At 55.4% G+C, this 25,319-nt stretch carries 23 protein-coding genes and 1 pseudogene; 19 read left to right on the plus strand and 5 right to left on the minus strand.

What is annotated here, in order from left to right; all coding sequences use genetic code 11:
- Positions 1-17 precede the first annotated feature (17 nt).
- The 7 genes from ACQ4N8_RS18175 (at position 18) to ACQ4N8_RS18205 (ending at position 5,842) form a co-directional block, all read left to right on the plus strand.
- Positions 18-1,535 carry an ATP-binding protein gene (locus tag ACQ4N8_RS18175; RefSeq protein WP_430705768.1) on the plus strand — a complete coding sequence of 506 codons (1,518 nt, stop codon included), beginning with the start codon at positions 18-20 and terminating at the stop codon, positions 1,533-1,535.
- On the plus strand, positions 1,532-2,224 hold the full coding sequence (locus tag ACQ4N8_RS18180; protein ID WP_430705769.1) for a response regulator transcription factor: 693 nt from the start codon (positions 1,532-1,534) through the stop codon (positions 2,222-2,224). Before ACQ4N8_RS18175 ends, ACQ4N8_RS18180 begins: the two co-directional genes overlap by 4 nt.
- 134 nt (positions 2,225-2,358) lie before the next feature.
- Positions 2,359-2,637 carry an ArsR/SmtB family transcription factor gene (locus tag ACQ4N8_RS18185; protein WP_430705770.1) on the plus strand — a complete coding sequence of 93 codons (279 nt, stop codon included), beginning with the start codon at positions 2,359-2,361 and terminating at the stop codon, positions 2,635-2,637.
- 89 nt (positions 2,638-2,726) lie between these two features.
- Complete coding sequence (locus tag ACQ4N8_RS18190; protein ID WP_430705771.1) at positions 2,727-3,110, plus strand: VOC family protein; 384 nt, start codon at positions 2,727-2,729, stop codon at positions 3,108-3,110.
- Between the two features lie 90 nt (positions 3,111-3,200).
- Positions 3,201-4,253, plus strand: a complete 1,053-nt coding sequence (locus ACQ4N8_RS18195; protein WP_430705772.1) for an ABC transporter ATP-binding protein — start codon at positions 3,201-3,203, stop codon at positions 4,251-4,253.
- Positions 4,246-5,049 (plus strand): ABC transporter permease, encoded by an 804-nt coding sequence (locus ACQ4N8_RS18200; RefSeq protein ID WP_430705773.1) that lies wholly within the window; start codon positions 4,246-4,248, stop codon positions 5,047-5,049. Before ACQ4N8_RS18195 ends, ACQ4N8_RS18200 begins: the two co-directional genes overlap by 8 nt.
- A 7-nt stretch (positions 5,050-5,056) precedes the next feature.
- Positions 5,057-5,842, plus strand: a complete 786-nt coding sequence (locus tag ACQ4N8_RS18205; RefSeq protein ID WP_430705774.1) for an ABC transporter permease — start codon at positions 5,057-5,059, stop codon at positions 5,840-5,842.
- A gap of 102 nt (positions 5,843-5,944) precedes the next feature.
- Here ACQ4N8_RS18205 and ACQ4N8_RS18210 read toward each other — a convergent pair.
- The 5 genes and pseudogenes from ACQ4N8_RS18210 to ACQ4N8_RS18230 form a co-directional block, all read right to left on the minus strand.
- Positions 5,945-6,070, minus strand: a pseudogene (locus ACQ4N8_RS18210) (iron chelate uptake ABC transporter family permease subunit); the annotation flags it as partial.
- A 14-nt stretch (positions 6,071-6,084) separates the two neighbouring features.
- Positions 6,085-6,957, minus strand: coding sequence for a YitT family protein (locus tag ACQ4N8_RS18215; RefSeq protein WP_430705775.1), 873 nt, complete (start codon positions 6,955-6,957; stop codon positions 6,085-6,087).
- A 122-nt stretch (positions 6,958-7,079) separates the two neighbouring features.
- Positions 7,080-8,300 carry a Ger(x)C family spore germination protein gene (locus tag ACQ4N8_RS18220; protein WP_430705776.1) on the minus strand — a complete coding sequence of 407 codons (1,221 nt, stop codon included), beginning with the start codon at positions 8,298-8,300 and terminating at the stop codon, positions 7,080-7,082.
- Positions 8,301-8,304: 4 nt separating this feature from the next.
- Positions 8,305-9,864 carry a spore germination protein gene (locus ACQ4N8_RS18225; RefSeq protein ID WP_430705777.1) on the minus strand — a complete coding sequence of 520 codons (1,560 nt, stop codon included), beginning with the start codon at positions 9,862-9,864 and terminating at the stop codon, positions 8,305-8,307.
- Between the two features lie 15 nt (positions 9,865-9,879).
- Positions 9,880-11,007 carry a GerAB/ArcD/ProY family transporter gene (locus tag ACQ4N8_RS18230; protein ID WP_430705778.1) on the minus strand — a complete coding sequence of 376 codons (1,128 nt, stop codon included), beginning with the start codon at positions 11,005-11,007 and terminating at the stop codon, positions 9,880-9,882.
- Between the two features lie 84 nt (positions 11,008-11,091).
- Between ACQ4N8_RS18230 and ACQ4N8_RS18235 the strand changes: the two genes are divergently transcribed.
- The 12 genes from ACQ4N8_RS18235 (at position 11,092) to ACQ4N8_RS18290 (ending at position 25,212) form a co-directional block, all read left to right on the plus strand.
- On the plus strand, positions 11,092-11,340 hold the full coding sequence (locus tag ACQ4N8_RS18235) for a helix-turn-helix domain-containing protein (RefSeq protein WP_430705779.1): 249 nt from the start codon (positions 11,092-11,094) through the stop codon (positions 11,338-11,340).
- A gap of 26 nt (positions 11,341-11,366) precedes the next feature.
- Positions 11,367-11,651, plus strand: coding sequence for a small, acid-soluble spore protein, alpha/beta type (locus ACQ4N8_RS18240; RefSeq protein WP_430705780.1), 285 nt, complete (start codon positions 11,367-11,369; stop codon positions 11,649-11,651).
- Positions 11,652-11,975: 324 nt separating this feature from the next.
- The gene (locus tag ACQ4N8_RS18245; protein WP_430705781.1) at positions 11,976-13,301 is read left to right on the plus strand and encodes an ABC transporter substrate-binding protein; all 1,326 of its coding nucleotides are present in this window, start codon (positions 11,976-11,978) and stop codon (positions 13,299-13,301) included.
- A 76-nt stretch (positions 13,302-13,377) separates the two neighbouring features.
- Entirely contained in the window at positions 13,378-14,172 is a 795-nt protein-coding gene (locus ACQ4N8_RS18250; protein WP_430705782.1) for a Nif3-like dinuclear metal center hexameric protein, read from the plus strand.
- Positions 14,173-14,186: 14 nt separating this feature from the next.
- The gene (locus ACQ4N8_RS18255) at positions 14,187-16,259 is read left to right on the plus strand and encodes an alpha-glucuronidase family glycosyl hydrolase (RefSeq protein WP_430705783.1); all 2,073 of its coding nucleotides are present in this window, start codon (positions 14,187-14,189) and stop codon (positions 16,257-16,259) included.
- 501 nt (positions 16,260-16,760) lie between these two features.
- Positions 16,761-17,723 (plus strand): carbohydrate ABC transporter permease, encoded by a 963-nt coding sequence (locus tag ACQ4N8_RS18260; protein WP_430705784.1) that lies wholly within the window; start codon positions 16,761-16,763, stop codon positions 17,721-17,723.
- Positions 17,720-18,562 carry a carbohydrate ABC transporter permease gene (locus ACQ4N8_RS18265; protein ID WP_430705785.1) on the plus strand — a complete coding sequence of 281 codons (843 nt, stop codon included), beginning with the start codon at positions 17,720-17,722 and terminating at the stop codon, positions 18,560-18,562. Before ACQ4N8_RS18260 ends, ACQ4N8_RS18265 begins: the two co-directional genes overlap by 4 nt.
- A 97-nt stretch (positions 18,563-18,659) precedes the next feature.
- Positions 18,660-20,450: a cache domain-containing sensor histidine kinase gene (locus tag ACQ4N8_RS18270; RefSeq protein ID WP_430705786.1), complete on the plus strand. Its 1,791-nt coding sequence runs from the start codon at positions 18,660-18,662 to the stop codon at positions 20,448-20,450.
- A gap of 45 nt (positions 20,451-20,495) precedes the next feature.
- Positions 20,496-22,115: a response regulator gene (locus tag ACQ4N8_RS18275; RefSeq protein WP_430705787.1), complete on the plus strand. Its 1,620-nt coding sequence runs from the start codon at positions 20,496-20,498 to the stop codon at positions 22,113-22,115.
- 25 nt (positions 22,116-22,140) lie between these two features.
- A complete protein-coding gene (locus ACQ4N8_RS18280) occupies positions 22,141-23,244 on the plus strand; it encodes a Gfo/Idh/MocA family protein (RefSeq protein ID WP_430705788.1) in 1,104 nt (367 codons plus the stop codon).
- A 50-nt stretch (positions 23,245-23,294) separates the two neighbouring features.
- Positions 23,295-24,386, plus strand: a complete 1,092-nt coding sequence (locus ACQ4N8_RS18285) for a Gfo/Idh/MocA family protein (RefSeq protein ID WP_430705789.1) — start codon at positions 23,295-23,297, stop codon at positions 24,384-24,386.
- 61 nt (positions 24,387-24,447) lie between these two features.
- On the plus strand, positions 24,448-25,212 hold the full coding sequence (locus ACQ4N8_RS18290; RefSeq protein WP_430705790.1) for a MerR family transcriptional regulator: 765 nt from the start codon (positions 24,448-24,450) through the stop codon (positions 25,210-25,212).
- Positions 25,213-25,319: the final 107 nt, after the last annotated feature.

Genomic DNA, 25,319 nt, shown 5'->3' on the forward strand with positions numbered 1-25,319 from the left:
GAAAGGATTTTCCGCATATGACGATCCGGCTCAGGTTGATTTTCTCTTATATCGCGATGGTGCTCATCCCCATTATTTTGACTTTTGTGATCGGGGTCGTGTTGATGCGCGCCTTTTTCGGGGGCGGGGAGCCTGCCGGAGGCGGGGAAGAAGGTTTCCGGTTTCATGGCCATACGCTATCGGCGTTTTGGGAGACGATCAACGAGCGGGAGCAGTTGATGAACGGCGTGAAATTTGTGGCCGAACACGATCCCGAGCTGCTGGCAGACCAATCGTTTCTATCGGAAACCAACGAGACGCTGCAGAAGCTGCAAGCCGGCCTGGTTATCGTCAGGAACGGGCAAGTGGCGTTCGCTTCCTCCGGCGTGGACCGCTCGGGGCTGGAGGCGCAGTTGGCCCAGGTCGGCACGGATCCCGACCGGCACTGGCAGGGCATGATGGAGCGAGAGCCAGAAGTAGACGGAAGGTACAATGCCGAGCGGGTCGATTTTACGTTTGCCGACCAAAGTCCGGGCACGCTGTATTTGCTGTCCGATTTGAATCCTTTGTTCAGTAAAATGTCGCGGTTAATGCCGATCCTGTTCCTTTCGCTGCTGCTCATCGTCGCCTTTACCAACCTTCTGCTGACTTTTTTCGTGTCCCGCAGCATCATCCGTCCTTTGTATACGTTAAAGCGGGCGGCGGAACGCATCAAGGAAGGCGAGCTGGACCAGCCGCTCCACATGCAGCGCAAGGACGAATTCGGCGAAGTAGGGGAAGCCTTTGAGGAAATGCGCGAGCGGCTGAAGCATTCCATTCATCTGCAACTGCAATACGAAGAAAACCGCAAGGAGCTGATCTCCAACATCTCGCACGACCTCAAAACGCCGATCACCGGGATCAAAGCTTGCGTAGAGGGACTGCGCGACGGCATCGCCGATACGGAGGAGAAACGCGACAGATACATCGCCATGGTCGGGCAAAAAGCCGCCGACATGGACCGGCTGATCGAGGAGCTGTTCCTGTTCTCCAAGCTGGACTTAAAGAGGCTGCCGTTTGATTTCGAACGGGTGGATCTTTACGGCTTCCTGCAGGACTGCAGCGAGGAATTGAAAGCCGACCCGCGCTTCGCCGCGGTGGATATCGCATTTGACGCGAAACCGCAGGGACCGCTATTGGTGACGGCCGACCGGGATAAGCTGAAACGCGTGATCATGAATATTGCCGACAACAGTTTGCATTATATGGATAAGGCGGAAAAACGCCTAAGCATCGAACTTGATGCGAGCCCCCGGGAGGCGATCGTCCGCATTCGGGACAACGGGGCCGGCATCGGCGGCGAAGCGCTGCCCAAGGTATTCGAGCGGTTTTACCGCGCGGAATCGTCCCGAAGCACCGTGGGCGGAGGCAGCGGGCTGGGACTCGCGATCGTCATGCAGATCGTGGAGGGGCACGGCGGGAGCGTGCGGGCGGACAGCGAGGTCGGCGAAGGCACGGCGATATCTTTTACGCTGCCGCGAACAGCGGATAAACGGAAGGGCGGTGAACCGGGATGAAGCGGATTTTAATTATCGAGGACGACCCCGTAATTGCCGAAGTGGAGCGGGATTATTTGCAGGCGAGCGGTTATGCCGCGGACCTCGCCGCGAGCGGGGATCAAGGGCTGAAGCTGGCGCTGGCGGGGGATTACGATTTGATCCTGCTTGATTTGATGCTGCCGGGCGTGGACGGGTATGAAATTTGCCGACAGGTGAGGGAGGTTAAGGATATCCCGATCTTGATGGTGTCCGCCAAAAAAGAAGATATCGATAAAATTCGCGGACTGGGCCTCGGAGCCGACGACTACGTGATCAAGCCGTTCAGCCTCGGCGAACTGATGGCCCGGATCAAAGCGCATCTGAGCCGCTATGAACGCCTGACCAGCCAGAGCCGGCCGGGCAACAAAGAGGAGCTGCAGATCCGCGGCTTGTACATCGATCAGATGTCGCGGAAGGTAGCGGTGAACGGCACGGAACTGTCGTTAACCGGCAAGGAATACGATTTGCTGTTATTTTTGGCCTTGCATCCGAATCGGGTATTCACGAAAGATGATCTGTTTGAGAAAATTTGGGGGATGGATTCACTGGGCGACCTGGCTTCCGTCACCGTGTACATTAGCAAATTAAGGGAGAAAATCGAGCTGGATCCGTCCAAACCGCAATATATAGAAACGATCTGGGGCGTCGGATACCGCTTTAATTTATAGCGACTCACTCCATGCTGACGAAACTGGAAACCGGATGATGGCATCATGAGATTGCAGGGTACGGATTCGTTATCAAGCAACCATGCAGTTGCTTATGCTTGACAAGCAACCTCAGGGTTGCTTATACTCGATATATGAATAGGGACAAAGACGCTATATTCAAAGCACTTGGCGACGCTACTCGGCGGCTTATACTAGACGAACTTTCCGAACGCAACGAGCAGACGTTGTACGAACTTACGGTGCGTCTCATTACGAAGCACGAGCTTTCCATTACGCGACAGGCGATAGCTAAACATATTTCCGCATTGGAAGATGCAGGGCTCGTAAAATCAGAAAAGAAGGGGAAATATCGAGTGGTTGTATTTAACAACGAACCCCTTAAAAATTTGTTGAAAGGATGGGTAGAATAGTTTTAATTCAAACTATGAACTTTTCTGATTTGGAGCCGGTTTGTTAGCAGAGCGCCAACGTCGCAAATATCAAAGGAGGCAAAAACATTATGAAGATCATTGTTACCAGTATATTCGTTCAAGATCAAGACAAGGCATTGGAGTTTTATACAGAAACGCTGGGCTTTGTAAAAAAACATGACGTTCCCACCGGAAAATATAGGTGGATCACGGTTGTTTCTCCCGATGAGCAAGACGGTACCGAGCTCTTACTCGAACCGAATGACCATCCTGCCGCCAAAGAATATCAAAAGAAGCTATTTGCCGATGGCATCCCAGTAACCATGTTTGGCGTTGCAGATATAAATAAAGAGTATAAACGTTTATTGGAAAACAGTGTGAAGTTTACGATGGAGCCGACAAAAATGGGGGACAACACAATAGCCGTCTTTGACGATACTTGCGGCAACCTTATTCAGATCATTCAGAATTAACTTGAACTCGCACTTATGGGGTCTGGTGCTTTGATGGAAGTTACTATATAATTTTTAGCGGACTAAAAATTTGTATAAGCGAGGTACGACATGGCTGCCATTGAAGTGCGTGATTTGCGCAAGACATTTAAAGTGCAGAAAAATCGCGAAGGCCTCAAGGGGGCCTTTCTCGATTTGTTCAAGAGGGAGTACAACGAAGTGGCCGCCGTTAAAGATATTTCTTTTCAGATACCGGAAGGGGAGATCTGCGGATATATCGGGGAAAACGGGGCCGGAAAATCGACCACGATCAAAATGCTCACCGGCATTCTGGTGCCGACGTCGGGGCATTTGAAGGTCGGGGGCTTCGTGCCCTATGCGGAACGCGAGAAGTTCGTGCAGCATATCGGTGTCGTGTTCGGCCAGCGCAGCCAGCTCTGGTGGGACATCGGCGTGATCGAGTCGTTCGAGCTGCTGCGCAAGGTGTATCGCGTACCGCAGGGCGATTACAAGAAGCGGCTCGACGAGCTGGTGGAGCGGTTGCAGCTGCAGGAGCTGCTGAACCGGCCGGTGCGCAAGCTGAGCCTCGGCCAGCGGATGCGCTGCGAACTGGTCGCGGCACTGCTGCACAATCCGTCGATCGTGTTCCTCGACGAGCCGACGATCGGGCTGGACATCGTGGTAAAGTCGGAGATTCGCGATTTCCTCAAGGACATGAACCGCGAGCACGGCACGACGATTCTGCTGACCACGCACGATCTGCAGGACATTGAAGCGCTTTGCTCGCGGGTCATCATGCTTGACGACGGCAGCATCATTTACGACGGCGGGCTGGAGGAGCTCAAGGACCGCTGGGGCACGGGCAAAGAGGTGCTGTTCCAATTCGGAACGGCAACCAAGCTGGACCAGTTGCGGAGCTGGACGGGGGCGATGCCGGTCATCTGGACGGCGGAAAACGACTTGAACGCCAAGGTTTGGATTCCGCGGGACATCGGCGTGTCCGAGGTGCTGGGGCAAGTCGTCGGCAAAGCGGACATCACCGATATCAAAATCGTCGAAACCAATACGGACGAAATCGTGCGCAGCATTTACCAATCCGGTTCGGCCGATAAACAGGCGGACGGGGAATCGGAGAGCCGCGAAGGTGCGGTGATCCATGTCTAGCCAATGGGGAGCATATTGGGATTTTATCCGCATCCGCTTTTTGACGATGTTGGCTTACCGGGTGAACTACTATTCGGGCATATTGATCTATTCGCTCAACATCGGGGTTTATTATTTTACGTGGAAGGCGATTTACGGGGGCGGCGGGGAGTTGGGCGGGTTCACCGCTTCGCAGATGACGACATACCTGGCCGTTTCCTGGATGGCCCGGGCGTTTTATTTCAACAACTTGGACCGGGAAATCTCCACGGACATCCGCGACGGGAGCATCGCGATCCAATTCATCCGTCCTTATAACTACTTGATCGTCAAAATGGTGCAGGGCTTAGGCGAAGGAGTGTTCCGGTTTTTGATGCTGATGATTCCCGGCATGGCGATCGCCATGCTTCTGTTTCCGGTCAAACTGCCGACAGAGCCAAGCGCCTGGGCTGGGTTTCTCGTGATGCTGTTCTTCAGCTTTCTGATCAATTCCCAACTCAACGTTATCACGGGATTGATGGCCTTTTTCGTGGAAAATAACGAAGGCTTCATGCGCATGAAACGCGTTGTCGTCGATTTGTTCTCGGGGCTGATCATCCCGATCAGCCTGTTTCCGTCCTGGCTGGGCGGGGTCATGACGTTCCTGCCGTTTCAGGCGATCACGTATTTGCCGGGTTCGGTCTTTACGGGCCGGATTCAAGGCGCTTCGATCTGGAACGTGCTGGGAATTCAGGTCGTCTGGTTCGTGATTCTACTGATTCCAATGATTTGGCTGTACCGCGCCTCGCGGAAACGCCTGTTCGTGCAAGGGGGTTGAGCGGAGGATGTACTACTTGGGCCTCATGGGCGAATATTTGAAAAATTATATGAAAACCAGGCTGACCTACCGCGCCGACTTTTGGGTAGAGGTCATTTCCGACCTGCTGTTTCAAGCGACGAACCTGATCTTTATTTTTGTCATTTTCATGCACACCAACAGCCTTGGCGGCTGGAGCGAAAGCGAAGTGGTGTTTGTTTACGGCTTCTTTATGGTACCGTTCGGCGTGTTCAGTTGCTTCGTGAACCTGTGGAACTTCAGCGAACGTTACATCGTCAAAGGCGAAATGGATCGGATCATGACGCGTCCGGCTTACAACCTGTTCCAGATCTTCCTGGAAAACGTCGATCCGCCGGCGCTCGTCGGCTCATTGATCGGGATGGTCATTATGGCGATCAGCGGCGGCCAGCTCGGTTTAAGCTTCGAATGGTGGACGATTCCAGCGATGTTGTTGTTCACGATGAGCGCGGTGGCGATTTATACCGGGATCTATACGACGTTAACCTCGCTGTCGTTTTATTCCGACGCACCGACCGGCATTATACCGCTCATGTACAACGTGCAAGGGTACGGACGTTACCCGGTGACGATTTACAATCGGGCGATTCAGGTGCTCCTCACCTGGATATTGCCGTTCGCCTTCGTCGGCGTCTACCCGGCCTCGCTGTTCCTGGAGCGCGAGGAGATGCGACATATGGCCTGGCTGACGCCGCTGGTCGGCGCCGTGTTCCTGGCCATCGGCCTGATCGCCTGGAATTTCGGCGTCAAGCGGTACCGCGGAGCAGGCTCATAGAAAAATAACCAAAGCCGGCGTCCCCTGAGGGGGGCGCCGGCTTTGGTTCGTTAGGCTGGTCCCGTCGAAATGCCAATAGCTTTAGCAGTTGGTTTAGTAAGATTAAAATCGATTGCGGTTCCGGTACAGCAGAATCATAAAAAACGGGGCTCCGATCGCGGCCGTTAAAACACCGGCTGGAACGTCCCGGGGCAAAAAAGCGGTCCGGGCGATAAGATCCGCGATGAGCTTGAATAAACGGATTATTTGACCGGTCTGGCGAACCGTCCGTGAATCTCCGTGGACTGGACCACGTTCATAAAGGCGTGAGGGTCGGTCTGGGCCACCGCTTTCCGGACGGCCGCCAACTCATACCGGGTCGTTACGGTCATGAGCGTATAGTTTTGCTCTTCGCGGTATCCGCCTTCCGAATGGAGGCAGGTGATGCCGTGATGGAGCTTGCGCAGCTGGCAGAGCATCTCGTCTTTTTTCTTCGTGATAATGAAGCAGGTAACCTTGATATGCCCGACGTGAATCATATCCACGACTTTGCCTTTGACGAAGGTGGACAGCATGGAGTACAAGGCCAGGTCCCAGCTTTGAAAGAAGCCGAGCGCCAAAATGACGATGCCGTTCATCAGAAACAGGATATTGCCCATCGGCACGTCCCGTCTCCGCGTCACGATGGACCCGAGAATATCGAAGCCGCCGGTGGAGCCGCCTACGCGCAGCGAATAGCCGATGCCCGCGGCCGAAATGATGCCGCCGAACACCGCCGCAAGAATCGGATCTTTGGTAACCTGCACCTGGGGAATGATGGAGATAAACCAGGTGGTACTGACGACCGAGATGCAGCTGAGCACGATATAACGCCGGCCAACCGCCTTCCACCCCCATAAAATAAGCGGGACGTTGAGCAGGAAGTAAACGATCGAAATGTTCCATCCGGTCAAATAACCGATGATGGAGGCAACGCCCGTCACGCCGCCGGACAGCAATTTATGCGGAATCAGGAACAGGTCGAGCCCCGCGGCCACAAGCAGGGCCGAAAGCAGGATCACGCCCACCTCCTGAGCCGGTTTCAGGGATGCCTTGAGCGGTTTGCTGATCATCGGATGATACTGGTCCAAATTCATGTCAGAGCCTTCTTTTCGTCTAAGAGTAGGAAAAAGTTTCATAAAATTTGTTTATCGGTTTAAATTATCTTTTTTATCGGTCTGCCGGACTATGACATTTGTCAACCTCAAGCCGGTCACCGTTATTCCTCCACGATTTTTTGATAGGACTGGTTGATCAACCCTACGCGTTCAATCGTTACCTCGATGGAAGGTTCGAATTCGATCTTGGCAAATTCCTCGGCCCAGTCCTCTTTTTTCTGCTGCCATTCCCGCGGATTTTGGCGGCGAAACATGTCGGCGAACCCCACGACATCCGCCCTCATGCCGTGCACCGCATGCCATCCCTCCCCAATGATACCCAGCAATTCGGCTCCGATATTCTGTTCCAACTCCCGTACCATGCCCGGATCGATCGCGTCGAGTTTGAACTCGGTATCCGTGATCATGCCTTTGGCTTTGATGGTTGCGGTCACGATGATCCGCCCATCCTTGCGTCTCAGCTTTAGCCGGGTGGAGGAGTCGGATACCTCGAACGTGGATTTCGCTTTGTTCTCTTCCTTGCCCCCGTCAAATTCAAACGAAACCACGGCTTTGTTCACATGATCGCGGATAAAGGCGATTCCGAGCGCCTCGTTTTGGTTAAGCCATCCGATCAGCTTTCCTTTCTTCAGGATGGCCAGCCCGCCCAACTTCAATTTGGAGGCCTTCGTCGTAGTCTCGAGCGCCTTGGTCGAACCCGGCTCGCCCTTGCCGGAGATCAGCAGTTCTGGGATGATGGCGCATTTGGATGATCCCGCCGTTTGGGAGGCAAAATCGTACATATTGACTTTTGGTAGGATGGAGGTGTTTTTGGTTTCTTTTTCGATCAATTTATGAATGCCTTCGCCGGTGTTTTTTTCGAGATACATCAATTGGGATACGACGATCCGAGGGTTGCGTTTGGTGACAAACATACTAACGGTTTCCCTTGCTTGCGGATTCCGCAAGTAGGTGTCGATCAACGAATTCAGCCCGTATTTGGCGGCCGCGTCGCCGATCACGAATACGCGGTTGTTCCCGATATGCAACTGACGCGTGTTCTCCAGTTCGTTGTTGGCGAAAGCCTTCCGCAGCGTGTCTCCCTGAATCGAAAGCACGCTGATCGGCGGACCGGGGCTAGCATTGCCGCCCGAAGTGCCCGAGGCGGTGGCTGCCGGGGTGACGAGCTGGTAGGTCAACTCCCATTGGTTATTTTTTCGATCGACGCCGGTTGCCGATACAATCGCCAAATCCGTCAGTTCCTTCCGGCTCCAGCACCCGCAAAGGGAGAGGCAGGCGAATAACGTGAACATCAGCTTCATCATCTTGGGCTTAAAAAGCATGGTTTCACTCCTTTCCCGGATTCGGCTCAGGCGGCTGTGGTTTGAGGATTTTCTTTTGCCTTATCCGGTTTTTTCCGGCAATGCCGTCGGGACGGGTCCGCATGTTCCATAACGGAAAACGGACGAAGACGTCCTTCAGGTTCGACCAGACCATGGGGGCAACCGGCATGAGGTACGGCACGCCAAACGACCGTAGGGAGGCGAGGTGAATGCAAATCAGCATCAACCCGACCATGACGCCGTAGAGCCCTAAGGTTCCTCCCAGCAGCATCAACGCGAAGCGGAACAACCCGACCGTGACCGACAGGTTCGGGGAAGGGATCACGAAGTTCGAAATGGCCGTAAACGATACGATGATGACCATCGCGGCGGAGATCAGGCCGGCTTCCACGGCCGCTTGTCCCAGCACCAGCGCCCCCACGATCGATATAGCCGAACCGATGGCTTTCGGCATGCGAACGCCCGCCTCCCGCAGTACTTCGAACGTAATTTCCATCAAGAAAGCTTCGATCAAGGCGGGGAGAGGCACGCCTTCCCGTTGGGCGACCAAACTGACCAGCAGGGTCGTGGGGAGCATCTCCGGGTGATACGTCGTCACGGAGATATATAACGAAGGCAGCAGCAAGGAGACGAAAAAAGCGCCGAAACGGAGCAGACGCAGAAACGAAGCGATGTAAAACCGCTGATAATAATCCTCGCTGGAATCGAAAAAGGTAAAGAAGGTAACGGGAGCAAGCAGCACAAACGGAGAGCCGTCGACGACGATGGCGATTTGTCCTTCCAATAAGCCGGCCGTCACCGCATCGGGACGTTCCGTGTTAAAAATCGTAGGGAAAGGGCTTAACGCGGCATCTTCGATCAATTCCTCAATATACCCGCCCTCCAGGATGCCGTCGGTTCGGATTTTGTCAAGGCGCCCGTGGACTTCCCGGACGACGGAAGCGTCCGCGATTCCTTCCAGATACAAGACGGATACGTTGGTTTGGGTCTGCTCTCCGATGGTTTTGTTTTCGATGCGAAGCTTGGTCGATTTGAGCCTGCGGCTGATCAAGGATGTATTGGTTCGAAGGCTTTCCGTAAAAGCTTCCTTCGGACCGCGGATCACATTTTGCGTCGTCGGCTCTGCGATGCTTCTCCGTTCGCCGCCGGAGGTGCCGGCCGCGACGCCCTGCTGAAACCCTTGCGCGAGAATGACGGTATCCCCCTGCAATATTTGCTGCCACAGCGTTTCCATATCCTCGACGATGACGGTTGGGCCCGCAGCGCAAGCGCAGTTTTGGATGGCGGAAAAACGTTCCGCCGTATCCCCGTCGGGAACGGATAAGACCGACATGAGCGGGCGGAGCAAGGACTCGTTGATAGCCGTAAGGTCGACGAGCCCTTCGATATATACCAGCGCATATTCTTTTCGGTCGGTGGCCGGATCGTGAAACCATCGGATCACGACGTCGGAACGTTTGCTGGCGGCGGCCCGAAGGCTGGCCAGATTATCTTCCAATCGGAATGATAAAGGATGAGGCTGGCTGCGCTGCTCCATATGCTGTTGTTCTTGCTGTTGTTCCATGGCGCTATCTCCTTCTCATTCGTTTTGAGGGGGTTCCAAAACCCGACGATCCCGCTTGCGCTTGAGCCAACGGTTAACGAGCATGACCAGCAGTAGGATAACGGGCAAAATGATTTGAAAAACCGGAAAATGAAATTTGAGGTTATGTTCAAAGCCCAGCCGGATTTGCTCCATATAACTTTTGAACAATTTGGCTCCCACAAATATGGCGGCCCCTACGGGAACGACCACAAATCGGCGATTTATTTTGAACAGCTGCGCCGCCGCCAGAACCGCCGCCAAATAATAGGTGGTCTGCTTGAAGAAAACGCCGCCGAAAAGCAGCAAGCTGACGAACGGGTCCATCCGTTCCAGAAAGCCGCCGATTTGGATCAAGCTGGTCCCAAACATGAAGGGGACGACATAGGCTCCCGACAAATCGCCGAGGACGGTGAGGATCAGCATGTTGGTAATGACGATAAACATGCCCGAGAAGGCATAGGGAAGCAGCGTAAACTTTTTAAAGTCGCTAAACCGGGTGACATGCTTCCAGAACATGAGAAATACGACCATTTCCCCGAACGGGAAAGAAATCACCTCAGGGATGGCGGCGTTCCATACCGGCATCCATCCCCGTTCCAATAGGGGCAGCAGCCGCTTGAAGTCGACTAAACCGGAAACGAACAAAAGGCTGAACAACAGGATATAGATCAACAGCAGCCAGGGAAGCACTAATTGCCCTACCCGAAAAAACACTTCGATGCCGTGGTAGATGGCATAGGCTCCAACCAGCAGAAGCACGATCATGACGACGTCTAGAGGCGTTCCGGGCAGCATATATAAGATCACCAGGTCTCCGAACTCCCGTACGTTTCGCACCGACTTGTAAATAAAATATCCAATGAAAGCCAAGCCAACCGCAAAGCCCAGATACTTGCCGAAATATCGGTTCAATATTTCGATCAGGTCGGAATGGGGGGCTTTGGCCTGAATGGGCATCGTGACGAGTAGCAGCATCGCCATGCCAAGCAGCATCGCGATGCCGACGGAGATCCAGGCGTCGTGTTTGGCTTCGCTGGCCAACAGGAATAAAGAGGAGCTGCCGATTTGAAACAGGATGACGATCGCGGCCAGCTGGCCTGCGCTAATTTTTTCATCCAACATGATTCCCCCCTCCACATGAATCCGCAGAACAATGACCATAATATTTCCAGAATCAGCTAAAATATGAGAAATGGATGATTATTGATGAAATTGGATATCGGCCGCTGCCTGCTACGGGAGCGCCTGAATGATGCCGGCTATACGTGCGACGACCTGGCCAGGCTGCTTCAGTACAAGCCGGAGCGGCTGCTCGATTATATGGAAAACAAACGGATCATGCCGCTGAAGGTAGCCGTATCGATCGCTTATCAGCTGGATTGTTCCGTTAATGCGCTTTACGAATGGTTCCCGGCCGGCATGGGGATGGAAGAAACCGGGCATCTTAATGGATAATTCTCACTTGAAAGCGAGGGATATCCATGGTAAAAACAAATGGGAGCGAATCGCCCGGAGCCCCGGGCCGCGAGTCCGACCTGAGCCGTTTCAAAGCGGAAGTCATGAAACGGGAAGGCTACGCCGTCAATCCGCAGCGGCCGGACGACGTGAAGTTCGAGGTCGCCAAATCGTTGGGCGTGCCGCTCAATGAGGGAGACAACGGCGAGTTGACCTCGGCGAAAGCCGGGAAAATCGGCGGGGCTATCGGCGGATCGATGGTGAAGGAAATGATCCGCTTGGCCAAGCAGCGGTTAAACGATCAGCCTTAATATCGTTGGCCGCTCTGCCCGTAAGAAATTAGAGTAGGAAAAACAAAAGGTCATGCTGCCGCCAATTTCCCGGATTCGGGTGCAAGCTCCGGGAATTGGCGGAAATTTCACCTCGATCGATGTTTGTTGCGCGGATCTGGTCCGTATGGTTTGGTGCAGGCGTTTAACGGGACGCTTAAAGAGAGAAGTCAGTGACAGGTGGTTCAATTGATTTCCGAGTAATTTTAAAACAAATCGTGCATTGCTCTCATACCCACTTCCGTTTGGAATCGCTACTATTAAGTTGTAAATCAGATACTCACGATTCAAATGGGAGGGTTATCAATGTTCAAATGGAAGCGTTTACTGACAGCGCTGGTTGCAGTTACCCTGATCGGGTCGCTGGCAGCCTGCGGTGGAGGAGGCAATTCTGCCGCGAATAACGGAGCGGAGCCTGCCGGAGCGAACTCCGAAGGGGCCGCGACGACGGGAGCGGGAGACGAGCAAGTCAAGCTGCGGATTATGTGGTGGGGATCCCAGGAACGGCATGAAGCGACGTTGGCCGCACTTGATTTGTATACGCAAAAGCATCCGAACGTGACGTTCGAGCCGGAATATTCCGGGATGGACGGCTATTTGGATAAATTGTCCACGCAGGCCGCGGCCAAGAACGCGCCGGACATCGTTCAACTCGATCCGGGCTGGGCACCGGACTGGGCAAGCCGCAAGCAGCTCGCGCCGCTGGATGGCGTGGATGTTTCGAAAATCGATCCGAAGCTGCTCGCCGGCGGCCAGCTTGACGGAACGCAATATGCGGTACCGCTCGGTTCGGTTGCCTTCGGGATGATTTACGACAAAGCGGCGCTAGACAAGCTGGGCGTCAAAAACCCGGAAAACGGCTGGACCTGGGACGATTTCTTCGCTTTGGCGAAAGAGCTGAAGGGCAAGCTGCCGAGCGGCCAATATTTCACCAAGGATTATGCCGCGAACTACTTTATGTATTCGGCATACCAGTACAGCAAAGGGAAAGGCATGGTGATTACGGAGGACGGCAAATTCAACGTCGACGAAACCTCTTTCCTGGAATGGGCGAAACATTTCGAGGAGCTTCGAAAGGACGGCTTGGTACCGCCGGCGGACGTGAACTCCTCCGACAAGGAATTCGACCCGCAAATGGACTTGATGGTGGCCGGAAAAATCCTGTTCCGTTACAGCTTCTCCAATAACTACAGCGCTTGGGACAGCATCAAGAAAGGCGCTTATGCGCTCGTGACGATGCCGCGGGCGGAAGAAGCGGGCGGCTGGCTGAAGCCATCGATGTACTTGTCCGTATCCGACAATTCCGAGCATAAGGCGGAAGCCGAAGCGTTCATCAACTGGTTCGTGAACGATCCGGAAGCGGCGGCCATCTTGAAAACGTCGCGGGGCCTGCCGGTCAACAAAGACAATGCAACGGCGCTCGAAGCGGGCATGAGCGATGTCGACAAGATCGGGATGGAACTGCTTCGTGCCACCGAAACGGATGGCCAAACCTGGACGGCCGGCGCGGGAGGCTGGACGAACTACATCGACAAGGATTTTCCTCTGGTGCATGATCAGCTGAGCTTTAACAAAATTACGCCGGAAGAAGCCTACAAGCAGCTGAAAGAAGCTGCCATGGCATACGAATAAGGCGGTGCAGCCAGCCCGGAACAAGCAAGGCGTTCCGGGCTGGTTTTTACCCAAAACAAGAGGTGAACTCATAGCTGTGCTGATAGAAGAGGTAACCAAGCGGTTGGCGCCGCAGGCAGCCGCGCCGGATTGCAATACCGTTGATCGGCTGGAGGCGGGCGATCTTTCGGCGGAAGTGAAAGGCATCGCCGTGTCCTTCATGGCCTCGCATCAAGTCATAGATCGGGCAGCGGCGCTAGGGGCCAATCTGTTGATCGCGCATGAAGGGTTGTTCTATAGCCATCGCCATCATCAAGGGGATCCGATCGGCCGGGATCCGGTCGTGCTGCAGAAGAAGCGGCGGCTGGAGGAATTAGGCCTGGCGGTTTACCGCTGCCACGACGGCATTCATCGGGAGCGGCCCGACGGAATTACGGCCGGCTTGATCGAGGCCGTGGGCTGGGAATCCTATGTGCTTGATCATCGTTCGGCAACCGCTTTGCTGGAAATTCCGCCAATGACGCTTGGGGACATTGCCGCGTTGTGGAAGCGCAAACTGGATCTGCCGTTTGTTCGCGTCGTCGGCGATCCCGCCATGCTTTGCCGCAAGGCCGGGGTGTTGGCGGGTTACCGTGGCGGGGGAGAATTGGCGATCCCGCTGCTGGGAGATGAAGGCGCGGATTTGATCATCGCCGGCGAAGGTCCGGAGTGGGAGACGCCGGAATACGTGCGGGACGCCGCGTACCAAGGACGAAACCAAGCGTTGATCGTCCTGGGGCACGGCCCGAGCGAAATTCCCGGAATGAAGCGTCTGGCATACAGGCTCCAAGCCGATTACCCGGGCATTCCGGTGTTTTTCATCGCGGACGAACCGCTATTTCAATTGATTTGACAGGAGGAGTTATCGTGAACAACACACCCGTATTTGCCGCAGACAGCGGATATGAGGCTTGGCTTCGTTATCGCGAGATCGCATCGGGAAAGCAGAAGGAGGAGATCGCCGCGTACGGCCGCATCTTCGTCGAAGGGGCGGATGAAATCCTGGATTCGGCGGCGGCCGAGCTTGCCCGGGGATTGGAGGGGATGCTGGGGCAACCCGTTTCCGTCACGGATCAGCCTGGAGAAGGACCGCAAATCGCGCTTGGCTTGTTCGGAAGCAGCCGCGTGATCGACGGAATCTTTCCGGACGGGGCCGGTATGGCCTTAGGCTCCGAGGGTTACGCGCTGAAATCCGCACCGGGAGCGGGACAGATTGCCATCGGTGCGGAAGAACCGGCAGGCGTCTTGTACGGCGTTTTCGATTTGCTGCGGCGGATCGGCACCGGCGCCTCCTTGCAGGATTTGGACGTGGCGGAGCGTCCGGTTAACCAGCTGCGGATGCTCAACCAATGGGACAATATCGACGGGAGCATCGAACGCGGATACGCCGGGAACTCGATTTTTTACGAGAATGACGGCTTTGTCTGGGATTTGGAGCGCATTCGCGATTATGCGCGGCTGCTGGCGTCCACGGGGATCAACGCGATTTCCGTCAATAACGTAAACGTGCACCGGATCGAAACGAAGCTGGTCACGGAGGAGTTCCTCCCGGAGGTGGCCAAGGTGGCCGATATCTTCCGGGCATACGGGATCAAGCTGTTCCTGAGCATCAATTTCGCTGCGCCGATGGAGCTTGACGGCCTGACCACAGCTGATCCGCTGGATCAGGATGTGGCCGACTGGTGGCGGAGACGCACGGCCGACATTTACCGGGCGATCCCGGATTTTGGCGGTTTCCTGGTCAAGGCGGATTCGGAGAACCGCCCCGGCCCGTTTACTTACGGGCGCGACCATGCGGACGGGGCCAACATGCTGGCCGACGCCCTGGAGCCTTACGGCGGGCTCGTGATTTGGCGCTGCTTCGTCTACAATTGCAAGCAGGATTGGCGTGACCGCAAGACGGACCGGGCGCGGGCCGCTTACGATCACTTCGTTCCGCTCGACGGCCGCTTTAAGGACAACGTGATTTTGCAGGTAAAAAACGGCCCGATCGATTTCCAGGTGCGTGAGCCTGTATCTCCGCTGCTTGGAGCCATGCCGGGCACGAATCAGATGATCGAGTTCCAGGTGACGCAGGAATATACCGGCCAGCAGCGCCATGTTTGCTATCTCGTACCGCAGTGGAAGGAAGTTCTGGAGTTTGACACCCATCTCGAAGGGAAGGAAGCGCCGGTGAAACGGATCGTCGACGGATCGCTGCACGGCAGCCGGTATAGCGGCTTTGCCGCCGTTTCGAACATCGGGAACGACGCCAATTGGACCGGGCATTTACTGGCGCAGGCCAACCTGTACGGCTACGGACGGCTTGCCTGGAATCCGGAGCTCAACGCCGAGACCATCGCCGATGAATGGATCCGCCTTGTCTTTGGCGGGGACGACCGGCTGGTCCGGCCGATTCGCGGGTTGCTGCTCGATTCCTGGAGCATATATGAAAGCTATACGGCGCCACTGGGCATCGGCTTCATGGTCAATCCGAATCACCATTACGGTCCGAACGTCGACGGCTACGAGTATTCGATGTGGGGGACTTACCATTTCGCGGACCGCCATGGCATCGGCGTGGATCGGACGAAAGCGACGGGGACGGGCTATACGGCGCAATACGCGGAGCCGAATTTCCGTTTGTACGAATCGCCGGAGACCTGCCCGGACGAGCTGCTGCTGTTCTTCCATCATGTTCCATACACCCATGTGCTGCACTCCGGCAAAACGGTCATCCAGCATATTTATGACACGCATTTCGAGGGGGCGGAGCTGGCTGCCAGACTGCGAGAGCGCTGGGACAGCCTAACCGGGACGATGGAGGAAGTGCTCCATCGCCAGGTAGCCGAGCGGCTGGCGGAGCAAGCGGAACACGCCAAGGAATGGCGCGATCAGATTAACACGTATTTTTATCGGAAAAGCGGCATTCCCGACAAGCAGGGGAGACGGATTTATTAAATTCTTTTTCATTAGCGGAGGAGCGGGAGCCAAGAAGGTCCTTCTCCTCTTTTATTAGGGCCGGTAACCTACCCAGAGCAAGGCTAGCGGACTCTAGTGCCCTTATTGGCCGCATAATGTAGTTGACCTGCATTTTAACGGACTCCAGAGACGTTATTGATGCGCAAACGACCTTCAAAGCAACGTTTTTCGCAGAATAAGGTCTTCTCGGTCCGTTAGCGCGGGAAATAGCCGATAGCGTCATCTGGGTCCGTTAGAGCATTATGCGTTCCGCTGATGTTGAGGAGCACAGCTTATACCGCCGCTAACGCGAACTTTCGTGGCGGTTGGGCAAGTCCCGCTGCTATGCCTACCGACCCGGCGGCTGAAGTGCCCATGAAGGAGGCCCGCGCTTTTCCGTGATATTTTAAAAGAAATCGAGGATTCCTCTTCTACAACCGCCCGGAGGCTCGCTCTATACTTAATTTATGAGATGAACAGAAACTGCAGAGGTGAGCAAGCATGAAAAGTTCCACAGCCTTAGCCGTGAAAGAGGCACCCAGGCTAAAGAAACGCCGGGCATTCCTGAAAAGATGGAACGCGCCGGTGGCCGGCTATTTATTTATTTCGCCGTGGCTGCTCGGTTTTATCGGGCTGACCGCGTACCCGCTATTATTATCGCTGTACTACTCGTTTACGGACTACACGCTGATGGAGCCGATCAGTTGGGTTGGTACCAAGAACTATGAACTGATCTTTACGGCGGATTCCAAATTCGTCACTTCCATCAAGGTCACGTTCTTGTACGTTCTGGCTTCGGTGCCTCTGAAACTGATTGCGGCTTTGCTCGTCGCTATGGTGCTAAACAAAGCGATCCGCGGGATCGGCCTGTACCGGACGGCGATTTATTTCCCGTCGCTGATCGGGGGCAGCATCGCCGTGTCGCTGCTGTGGCGCAACATTTTCGGTGTGGACGGCATCTTCAACAAGATCATTGCCGTATTCGGCTTCGAGGGCAAAGGCTGGATCACGAGCCCGGACACCGCGCTAAGCACGCTGGTCCTGCTGACGGTGTGGCAGTTCGGTTCGTCGATGGTTATTTTCCTGGCCGGCTTGAAGCAGGTTCCGAACGATTTGTACGAAGCTTCGGCGGTAGACGGCGCGAGCAAATTCCGCCAGTTCTTCAGCATCACCCTTCCGATGCTGTCGCCGATCCTGTACTTCAACCTGGTCATGGGCGTGATCAACGCCTTCCAGATGTTTACCTCGGCGTTTGTCATTACGAACGGGGGACCGATGAACTCGACCTTCGTATACGCGATGTACTTGTATGAAAGGGCATTCAGCCGTTATCAGCTCGGTTACTCCTCGGCGCTGGCCTGGATTATGCTGGTCATGATCGTCGTAGCCACGCTGATCATCGCCGGTACCTCGAAGTACTGGGTGTTCTACGAAACGGAAACGGAAGGGAGAAAAGGCAAATGACCTTCAAATGGAAGCCGCTGATCCGGCATGCCTTCATGATCTTGTTCAGCCTGGTGATGGTCTATCCGGTGCTCTGGTGGGTCGGGGCCTCGCTGAAAACGAACAGCGAGCTGGCCTCGCCGAATATTTTCCCTTCAGTACCGCAGTGGAGCAACTTCGTCAAAGGCTGGAATTCGGTGCCGGGCCATTCATTCACCGACTTTTACCTTAATACCTTCGGCCTTGAACTGGCCGTCCTGGCGGCAACGCTGGTATCCAGCACCCTGGTGGCCTTCGGGTTCGGGAGACTGAATTTCCCGTTGAAAAATCTCTGGTTTTCCCTGTTCATGCTGACGCTGATGATGCCGGGGCAGGTGCTGATCATTCCGCAATACGCCTTGTTCCATAAGCTGGGCTGGGTGAATACGTATTGGCCGTTCATCGCTCCGCACATGCTGGCTAGCGGCGCGGGAGGAACCTTCTTCGTCTTCCTGCTGATCCAGTTCGTGCGCGGCATTCCGAAGGAGCTGGACGAGTCGGCCAAAATCGACGGCTGCTCATGGTTCGGCATCTACCTGCGCGTCGTGATGCCGCTGATGAAGCCGGCGATCGTCACCATCATGATCTTCTGCTTCCTGTGGAATTGGGACGATTTCCTGGGCCACCTGCTGTATCTCAACTCGGTGGACAAATACACGGTCGGCCTGGCGCTGCGGATGATCAACGACTCCCAGTCCGCCCAGGAATGGGGGCAACTGCTGGCGATGTCGCTCGTGTCCATCATCCCGGCTACCGTCATCTTCATGTTCCTGCAGAAATACTTCGTTGAGGGGATTGCCACGACCGGAATAAAGGGTTAAGGACGGCGAACAGCCAATTATATAACGGTAAAGCGTGAAGATCTTTCGCGCTTTTACCGTTTTTTCTCCTTAGACCTGAAGGGAGTGCAGCCTAGAAATGACCAATCCGTTTAAGAAATTCCGCATCGACAGTCTCTTTTTCCGCAGCTTTGCCGTACTCATCGTAGTCGTGTTGGCCTGCATCGCCTGGGCAAGCTACAGCATTTCATCGGGCGAGCTGGCGAAAACAAGTTCGCACTACCAGCAACTGCTGCTGGACGAATTGAACAACGAAATCTCCACCCGGCTGGTGACGATCGAACAGATCTCCCTATCTACGTCCCGCGACAATGAGCTGATCACGTTTTTGCGGGACCGTCAGGACGAATATGACCGCCACCGCAGGTCCGTCAGCGTAGAACACGCGCTGGCCAACTTGACCTATTCGATCCCGATCATTCAGGGAATCGATCTATATATGGAACGCCCGCTGCGGGGCGATGCCAACAGCTACATCCAGTTCCGGGGGCTTGGCGATTTGGCGAAGCAGGAGTGGGTCGAGGCGCTCGACAAAAACGATTTCGCCTGGTCGCGGGAGCACGAAGTCCCCAGCTTTCAAGGGAACGTACCGGTGCTCAGCTTTGCAAGGAAAATCGTCGAGGAGGACAAATATCTCGGCGTGCTGGTCATCCATGTGAAAGCCAAAGAAATCGAGAAGCTGCTGGCCGGGCATTCCGCCTCGGCCAATCGGATGATGTTCGACACTTTGGGGCAGCAGACGGTTAAAACCGGCCGGGTCCCGGAGCATGCCGAGCTGTCGCAATGGATCGACGTGAAAAGCGAGCAGTCCGGCTACGTGCACATTCGCGGCGAGGGCGAGCTGGGCAATTCGCTGCTGGTGTATTCCAAGCTGCGCGATTCCCATTGGATGCTCGTCGAAATCACCTCCTGGAACGAAATTACCGACGGCAGCTTCCGGCTGGCGCTGGTGATCGGGGTGATCGGGGTCGTTGCCGTTTTGCTGGTGCTTGTATTGACCCTGTATATCAGCCGGCAGTTCACCAAGCCGATCAAGCAGCTCGTTACGGCGATGCGGATGTACTTCGTGAACGACCGCGGAAGCAACCCCGTGGATTTGCCGGATGACTATGAAAATGAATTCGGCTATTTGTTCGCGGGCTACCGCAAGCAAATGGAACAGATCGAAGAGCTGTACCGCTCGCTGCAGCAACGCTACGAGCAGCAGCGCAAGGCGGAAATCGAAGCGCTGCAGGCCAACATCAACCCGCATTTTCTGTACAATATGCTCGATCAATTGAACTGGATGGCGATCGAAGCCGGCCAGGATGAGCTCAGCCGCATTTTGGAATTGATGGGACGGATGTTCCGCATCGGCTTATCCAACGGCGACAGCTTTATCAGCATTGGCGAGGAGCTGGAACATATCCGTTGTTATCTGGAGATTCAGCAGCTTCGCTGGCAAGCCGGCGGCGGGGGCGAGCTGGACTACCACATCGATGCGCCGTTTTCGGTCCAAGAGCTGTTCATTCCGAAGCTGACGTTGCAGCCGTTCGTCGAGAATGCCATCGTCCACGGGTTTAATGCCCGCAATCGCGGGAAAATCGCGATTACGCTGGAGGAGCAACCGGATCAATTGCAAATTACGATCGACGACGACGGGATCGGCCTGAAGCAGGCGGTGGACTTACAGCGGAAGCGGCATACCGGCGGCTATGGCATCCGAAACGTCAAGGAGCGGATCGCCGGGTACTTTGAAGGCGCTTACGGCGCTATGCTTGCCGAGCGGGAGGAAGGCGGGACCCGCGTGGTCATCACGCTGCCGCGGTTGCCGGAGCCGCCGGTTCCACCGCTCAGCGATCCATTTTCCCCCGAAGCCGCCGCGGAATAAGCGGGGAAAGTCATCCATAGATCATGTTTAAGGAGGAAGATAAGGGTGTGGAAAATTGCCATTATCGATGATGAACGTCAAGTGCTGCAGGGCATGAGGCGTGCCATTCCCTGGAATCAGCTGGGAGCGGAATGGGTCGGGGAGGCCTTAAACGGGGAGGACGGTTTGAACGTGGTCCGCCAGACCGAACCGGATATCGTCATTACGGATATTTACATGCCGTCGATGAACGGCATCGATATGATCGAGCAACTGCGCAAGGAAGGATATGACGGGAAAGTAATCATTTTCAGCGGATATTCGGACTTTGAGCACGCCCGGCAAGCGCTGCGGTATAACGTCAGCGACTACGTGTCCAAGCCGATCAGCGTGCCGACGCTGAAAACGATCTTGACCAAGGTGATCGACGAGTTGGCCACGGAGGAGGCGAAGCGGCACAAGCAAGGCGAAATGGAGCGGAAGCTCAGCCTCTATGAACCGTTCATCGAGAAGGAATGGGTCCGTTCGGCGGTGGTCGGCACGCTCGACCCTTCCTACCGCGAAGCGGGGCGTTTGCCCGAGCCTTACCGGTATTGGGCGGAATGCAGCCATGCGACGATCGGGATCGATCTCGTGCGCGATGTGCGCGCCAGCGAATTCACCTTGTCGGATTGGAACCTGTTCCGGTTTGCCATCAGCAATATCGCCTGCGAAGTCGCCCGCAAAATGTTCGGGAACATCGAATATACGGAGCTGCACAGCACGAGGGCGGTGCTGATCGTCCATCCGCGACCGGAGGACGGCGCCGAACGGCTGAAGAGCAAGCTGAAGGAGCTGGGCATCAAACTAATCGACGCGATCAAGAGCTGTCTTAAGCTGGTCGTCCGGGTGGGGATCGGGGGCATCAAGCCGGACTGGCCCGACATTCCGGACTCTACTGAAGAAGCTTTCCGCGCGATGGATTTGAGATCCGGCCGAATGGACCCGGTTTATGCTCTGTATGCGTTTAAGGAGGAAGACGGCGAGAAACGGGGGACGGCGAGCCTGTTTTCGGTCAAATTCTACGTCGAGCTGGCCGCGGCGATCAAAGCTTCGCAGGAGGAAGAAGCCAATAAGCTGGTCGCCGATTATATGAGCCGGCTGGAGCTGCATAAGGCGATGACGCCGGAATATATCCAGGTGTTGGCCTGCGAGCTGTGGGGCGTATTCACCTATTGCCTGTACGAAGCCGGCGTGCTGCTGGAAGATCTCGTGCCCGGCGAGCAGGTGACGAAAGAATTGGTTGGCCTAACCGGACCGGAGCAGCTGTCCGCGTGGCTGTCCGCCAAAATCTCCCTCATTTGCAGCAGCCGCCAATGGCGCGGGAACAGTAAACACCGGCAAGTGGTCGATTTCATGACGCAATACATCCATGAGCATTATGCCGAGGAGGTCACTTTGGCGGAACTTTCGGAGAAGATTTACATTTCCCGCAACCACTTGTCGATCATTTTCAAAAATATTACCGGGGAAACGTTCAACAACTATTTAACCCGGGTACGCATCGAAAAAGCGCGCGAGCTGCTGCTTGAACGCAACATGCTCGTCTATGAGGTCGCAGAGCGGGTCGGTTACAAAAATGTGCCGTATTTCAGTACCTTGTTCAAGAAAATTACCGGTCTGAATCCAACCGATTTGATTAAATAAACCGGAAACCTGAGGAGTGGAGTACATGATAAAGGTAGCTATCGTCGGCACCGGTTCGATCGCGGGCGTGCATCTGGCGGCGTATGCCGGGTTCCCAGGCCGCTGCAAGGTAATCGCTTTGGTCGACCGTCAGGGAGATAAGGCGCAGAAACTGAAGGAAGAGCATGCGCTGGATTGCGGGATGTTCAACGATTACGAGGCGCTGCTGGACAACCCGGAGCTGGATCTGGTGTCGATTTGCACGCCGCCTTACACCCATGCGGAAATCGCGTCCGCCTTCCTGCGCGCGGGAAAGCACGTGCTGGTCGAGAAGCCGATGGCTCCGTCGCTGTCGGAATGCGATCGAATGCTGGAGGCGGCCTCCCATAGCGCGGGGATTTTGTCCGTGGTCGGGCAAAACCGCTTTTACGATCCGATCCAAAAGGTGAAGAAGGTGATCGAGTCCGGCTTGGCGGGCAGGATCGTTCATGCAGAAGCCAACTCCTACTGGTGGAGAGGCCATAGTTATTACGACGTTGATTGGCGGGGCACCTGGGAAAAAGAAGGCGGCGGCTGCGTCATCAACCATGCGGTCCATCACATCGATATGCTGCAGTGGGTCATGGGCATGCCGACCGCCGTTCAGGCGGTAACCGCCAATACGTCGCACGACAATTCGGAGGTCGAGGATCTTTCCACCGCCATCCTGACGTTCCCGGACGGCAGCTTGGGGCAAATCACCAGTTCCGTCGTGCATCACGGGGAGGAGCAGCGGCTCGTCTTTCAAGGAAGACGGGCCAAGGTGTCGATGCCTTGGCAGTTGTACGCCTCGGCGGAGCAGTCGGGCGGATTTCCGCAGCGGAATCCCGCTTTGGAGGAGGAGATCGAAAGGTTTGCGGCAGGGATCGAGCCGCTGAAATATACCGGCCATGCCGGGCAAATCGACGATGTGCTCACCGCCATCGAGACCGGTTCGCGGCAGGTGCTGATCGACGGGAGCGAAGGGCGGAAATCGATCGAGCTGGTCATGGCGATCTATGAAGCGGCGGCAACGGGCAAGCCGGTGGCGCTGCCGCTTTCGAAGGAATCCATTTTCTACGCGCAGGAGAGCATTATCGCCCAGGCGCCGCGCTTTCGCCGGAAAGCGTAGCTGCCGGCCGCAGCGCTTGAGTTAACCGAATTATAATAGAAATGGCGGGGATGAGCATGCCTATCCAATTCAGCATTATCGGCGGTGCCGGCTTCCGGGCGCAATATTATTTACGGATCGCCCAGGCGCTGCCGGACCGGTTTCAAATCGGCGGTCTGGTCGTCAGGGACGAGCTTAAAGCGCAAGCGATGGAGCGGCAGTGGGGCGTGCGGACGTACCGTTCCATGGAAGCTCTGCTGCAGCAGGAGCATCCGGATTTCGTCGTGCTATCCGTCAGCGGCTCGGAGATGCCGCCTTACCTGCTGATGCTGGCGGAGTCGGGCATTCCCGTCCTGGCGGAAACGCCGCCGGTGACGGATTTGGCGGGACTGGAGCTCCTCCACGACCGCCTGGGTGGGAAGGGAGCCGGGATTCAGGTGGCCGAGCAATACCACATGCATCCTATCCAGCAGGCACGGTTGGCTTTGATCCAATCGGGCCGGCTCGGCAAAATCACCGAGGCAACCGTTTCGGTCTCCCATTTCTACCATGGGGTTAGCCTGATCCGCCGTCTGCTCGGCATTTCCTGTGAAGAGGTTCGCATCCGCGGCATGCGGTTCGAAACGAATTGGGTGCAGGGGCCGAGCCGCAGCGGTCCGCCGACGGAGGATAAGCGGGTTCCTTCCGTCCGCGATTTGGCCTGGCTCGACTTTGGCGACCGGCTGGGGATTTACGACTTCACCCGCGACCAGCACCGTTCCTGGATCCGCTCGAACCACTGCAACGCACGCGGGGAGCGCGGAGAAATCTTCGATTCGCGGGTGTTGATCCAACAGGAGAATAGGGTCCCGCTGCAGCTTGAGCTGAAGCGGATCAACAAAGGCGAGCTGGAGAACCAGGAGGGGTATTTTCTCCAAGGATATTTGTGCGGGGAACAATGGCTGTATACGAATCCGTTCGCGCCGGCCAGATTATATGATGATGAGCTGGCGATTGCCACTTGCCTGCAGCGTATGGCTGATTACGTGCAGGGAGGCTCCGAATTTTACGGCTTGTGGGAAGCGGCGCAGGATCAATATCTCGGCCTGATGATCGAGCGGGCGATATTGTCCGGCGAAACGGTAAAGGTGCCGCGCCCTCGTTGGTCCCAGAATTTTTCTTGAAAAAAGATTTGACCTTCACGTTACGTCAACGTTTATAGTGATCTTGTCAGGAGGTGATCACATGGAATACACCGTTCAGAAGCTGGGACGCCTAGCCGGGATAAGCACCCGGACGCTGCGCTATTACGATGAGATTGGCATTCTTAAGCCGGCAAGAATGAGCTCGTCGGGATACCGCATCTACGGGCAGCGGGAGGTCGACCGGTTGCAGCAAATTTTGTTCTACCGGGAGCTTGGCATGAGCCTGGAGGACATCAAGGCGATCGTCACCGATCCTTCCTTTGACGGCACCCATGCGCTGAGAGAACACCGCAAACAGCTCCTTGACAAACGAAAGCAGCTCGACGCGTTAATCGCCAATGTGGAAAAAACGATCGCGTCGCAGGAAGGGAGAATCACGATGAACAATCAGGAGAAATTCGAGGGCTTCAAAAAACAGATGATCGAAGATAACGAGCAGAAATACGGCCGGGAAATCCGCGAAAAATACGGGGACGACACGGTCGACAAGTCCAACCGGAAGCTGATGAACATGACCGAGGAGCAGTATGAGGAGGTTACGCGGCTGGCGAATGAAGTGAATGCCACGTTGGCGGAAGCCTTCAAAACGGGCGACCCGGCAGGGGAACTGGCGCAGAAAGCCGCCGATCTGCACAAGCAGTGGCTGACTTATTACTGGAGCGAATACAGCAAGGAAGCCCACGCAGGGCTAGCGCAAATGTACGTGGACGATGAACGCTTCAAGGCTTATTATGACGCGGAGCAGGCCGGGACGGCCGAGTTTCTGCGGAACGCGGTTCACATTTACACGGGGATGAAGAAATAAACCGAAAAAGACCCCGCGGCGATTGGAGTGCACCCCTTATACTAGACATTGGAAACCCCCCTTGGGTAAACCGATGAAATATAAGGGGTGCATTTTTCATGGCGATC

This window comes from Paenibacillus macerans, assembly GCF_050565405.1.
Classification (GTDB): domain Bacteria; phylum Bacillota; class Bacilli; order Paenibacillales; family Paenibacillaceae; genus Fontibacillus; species Fontibacillus macerans_B.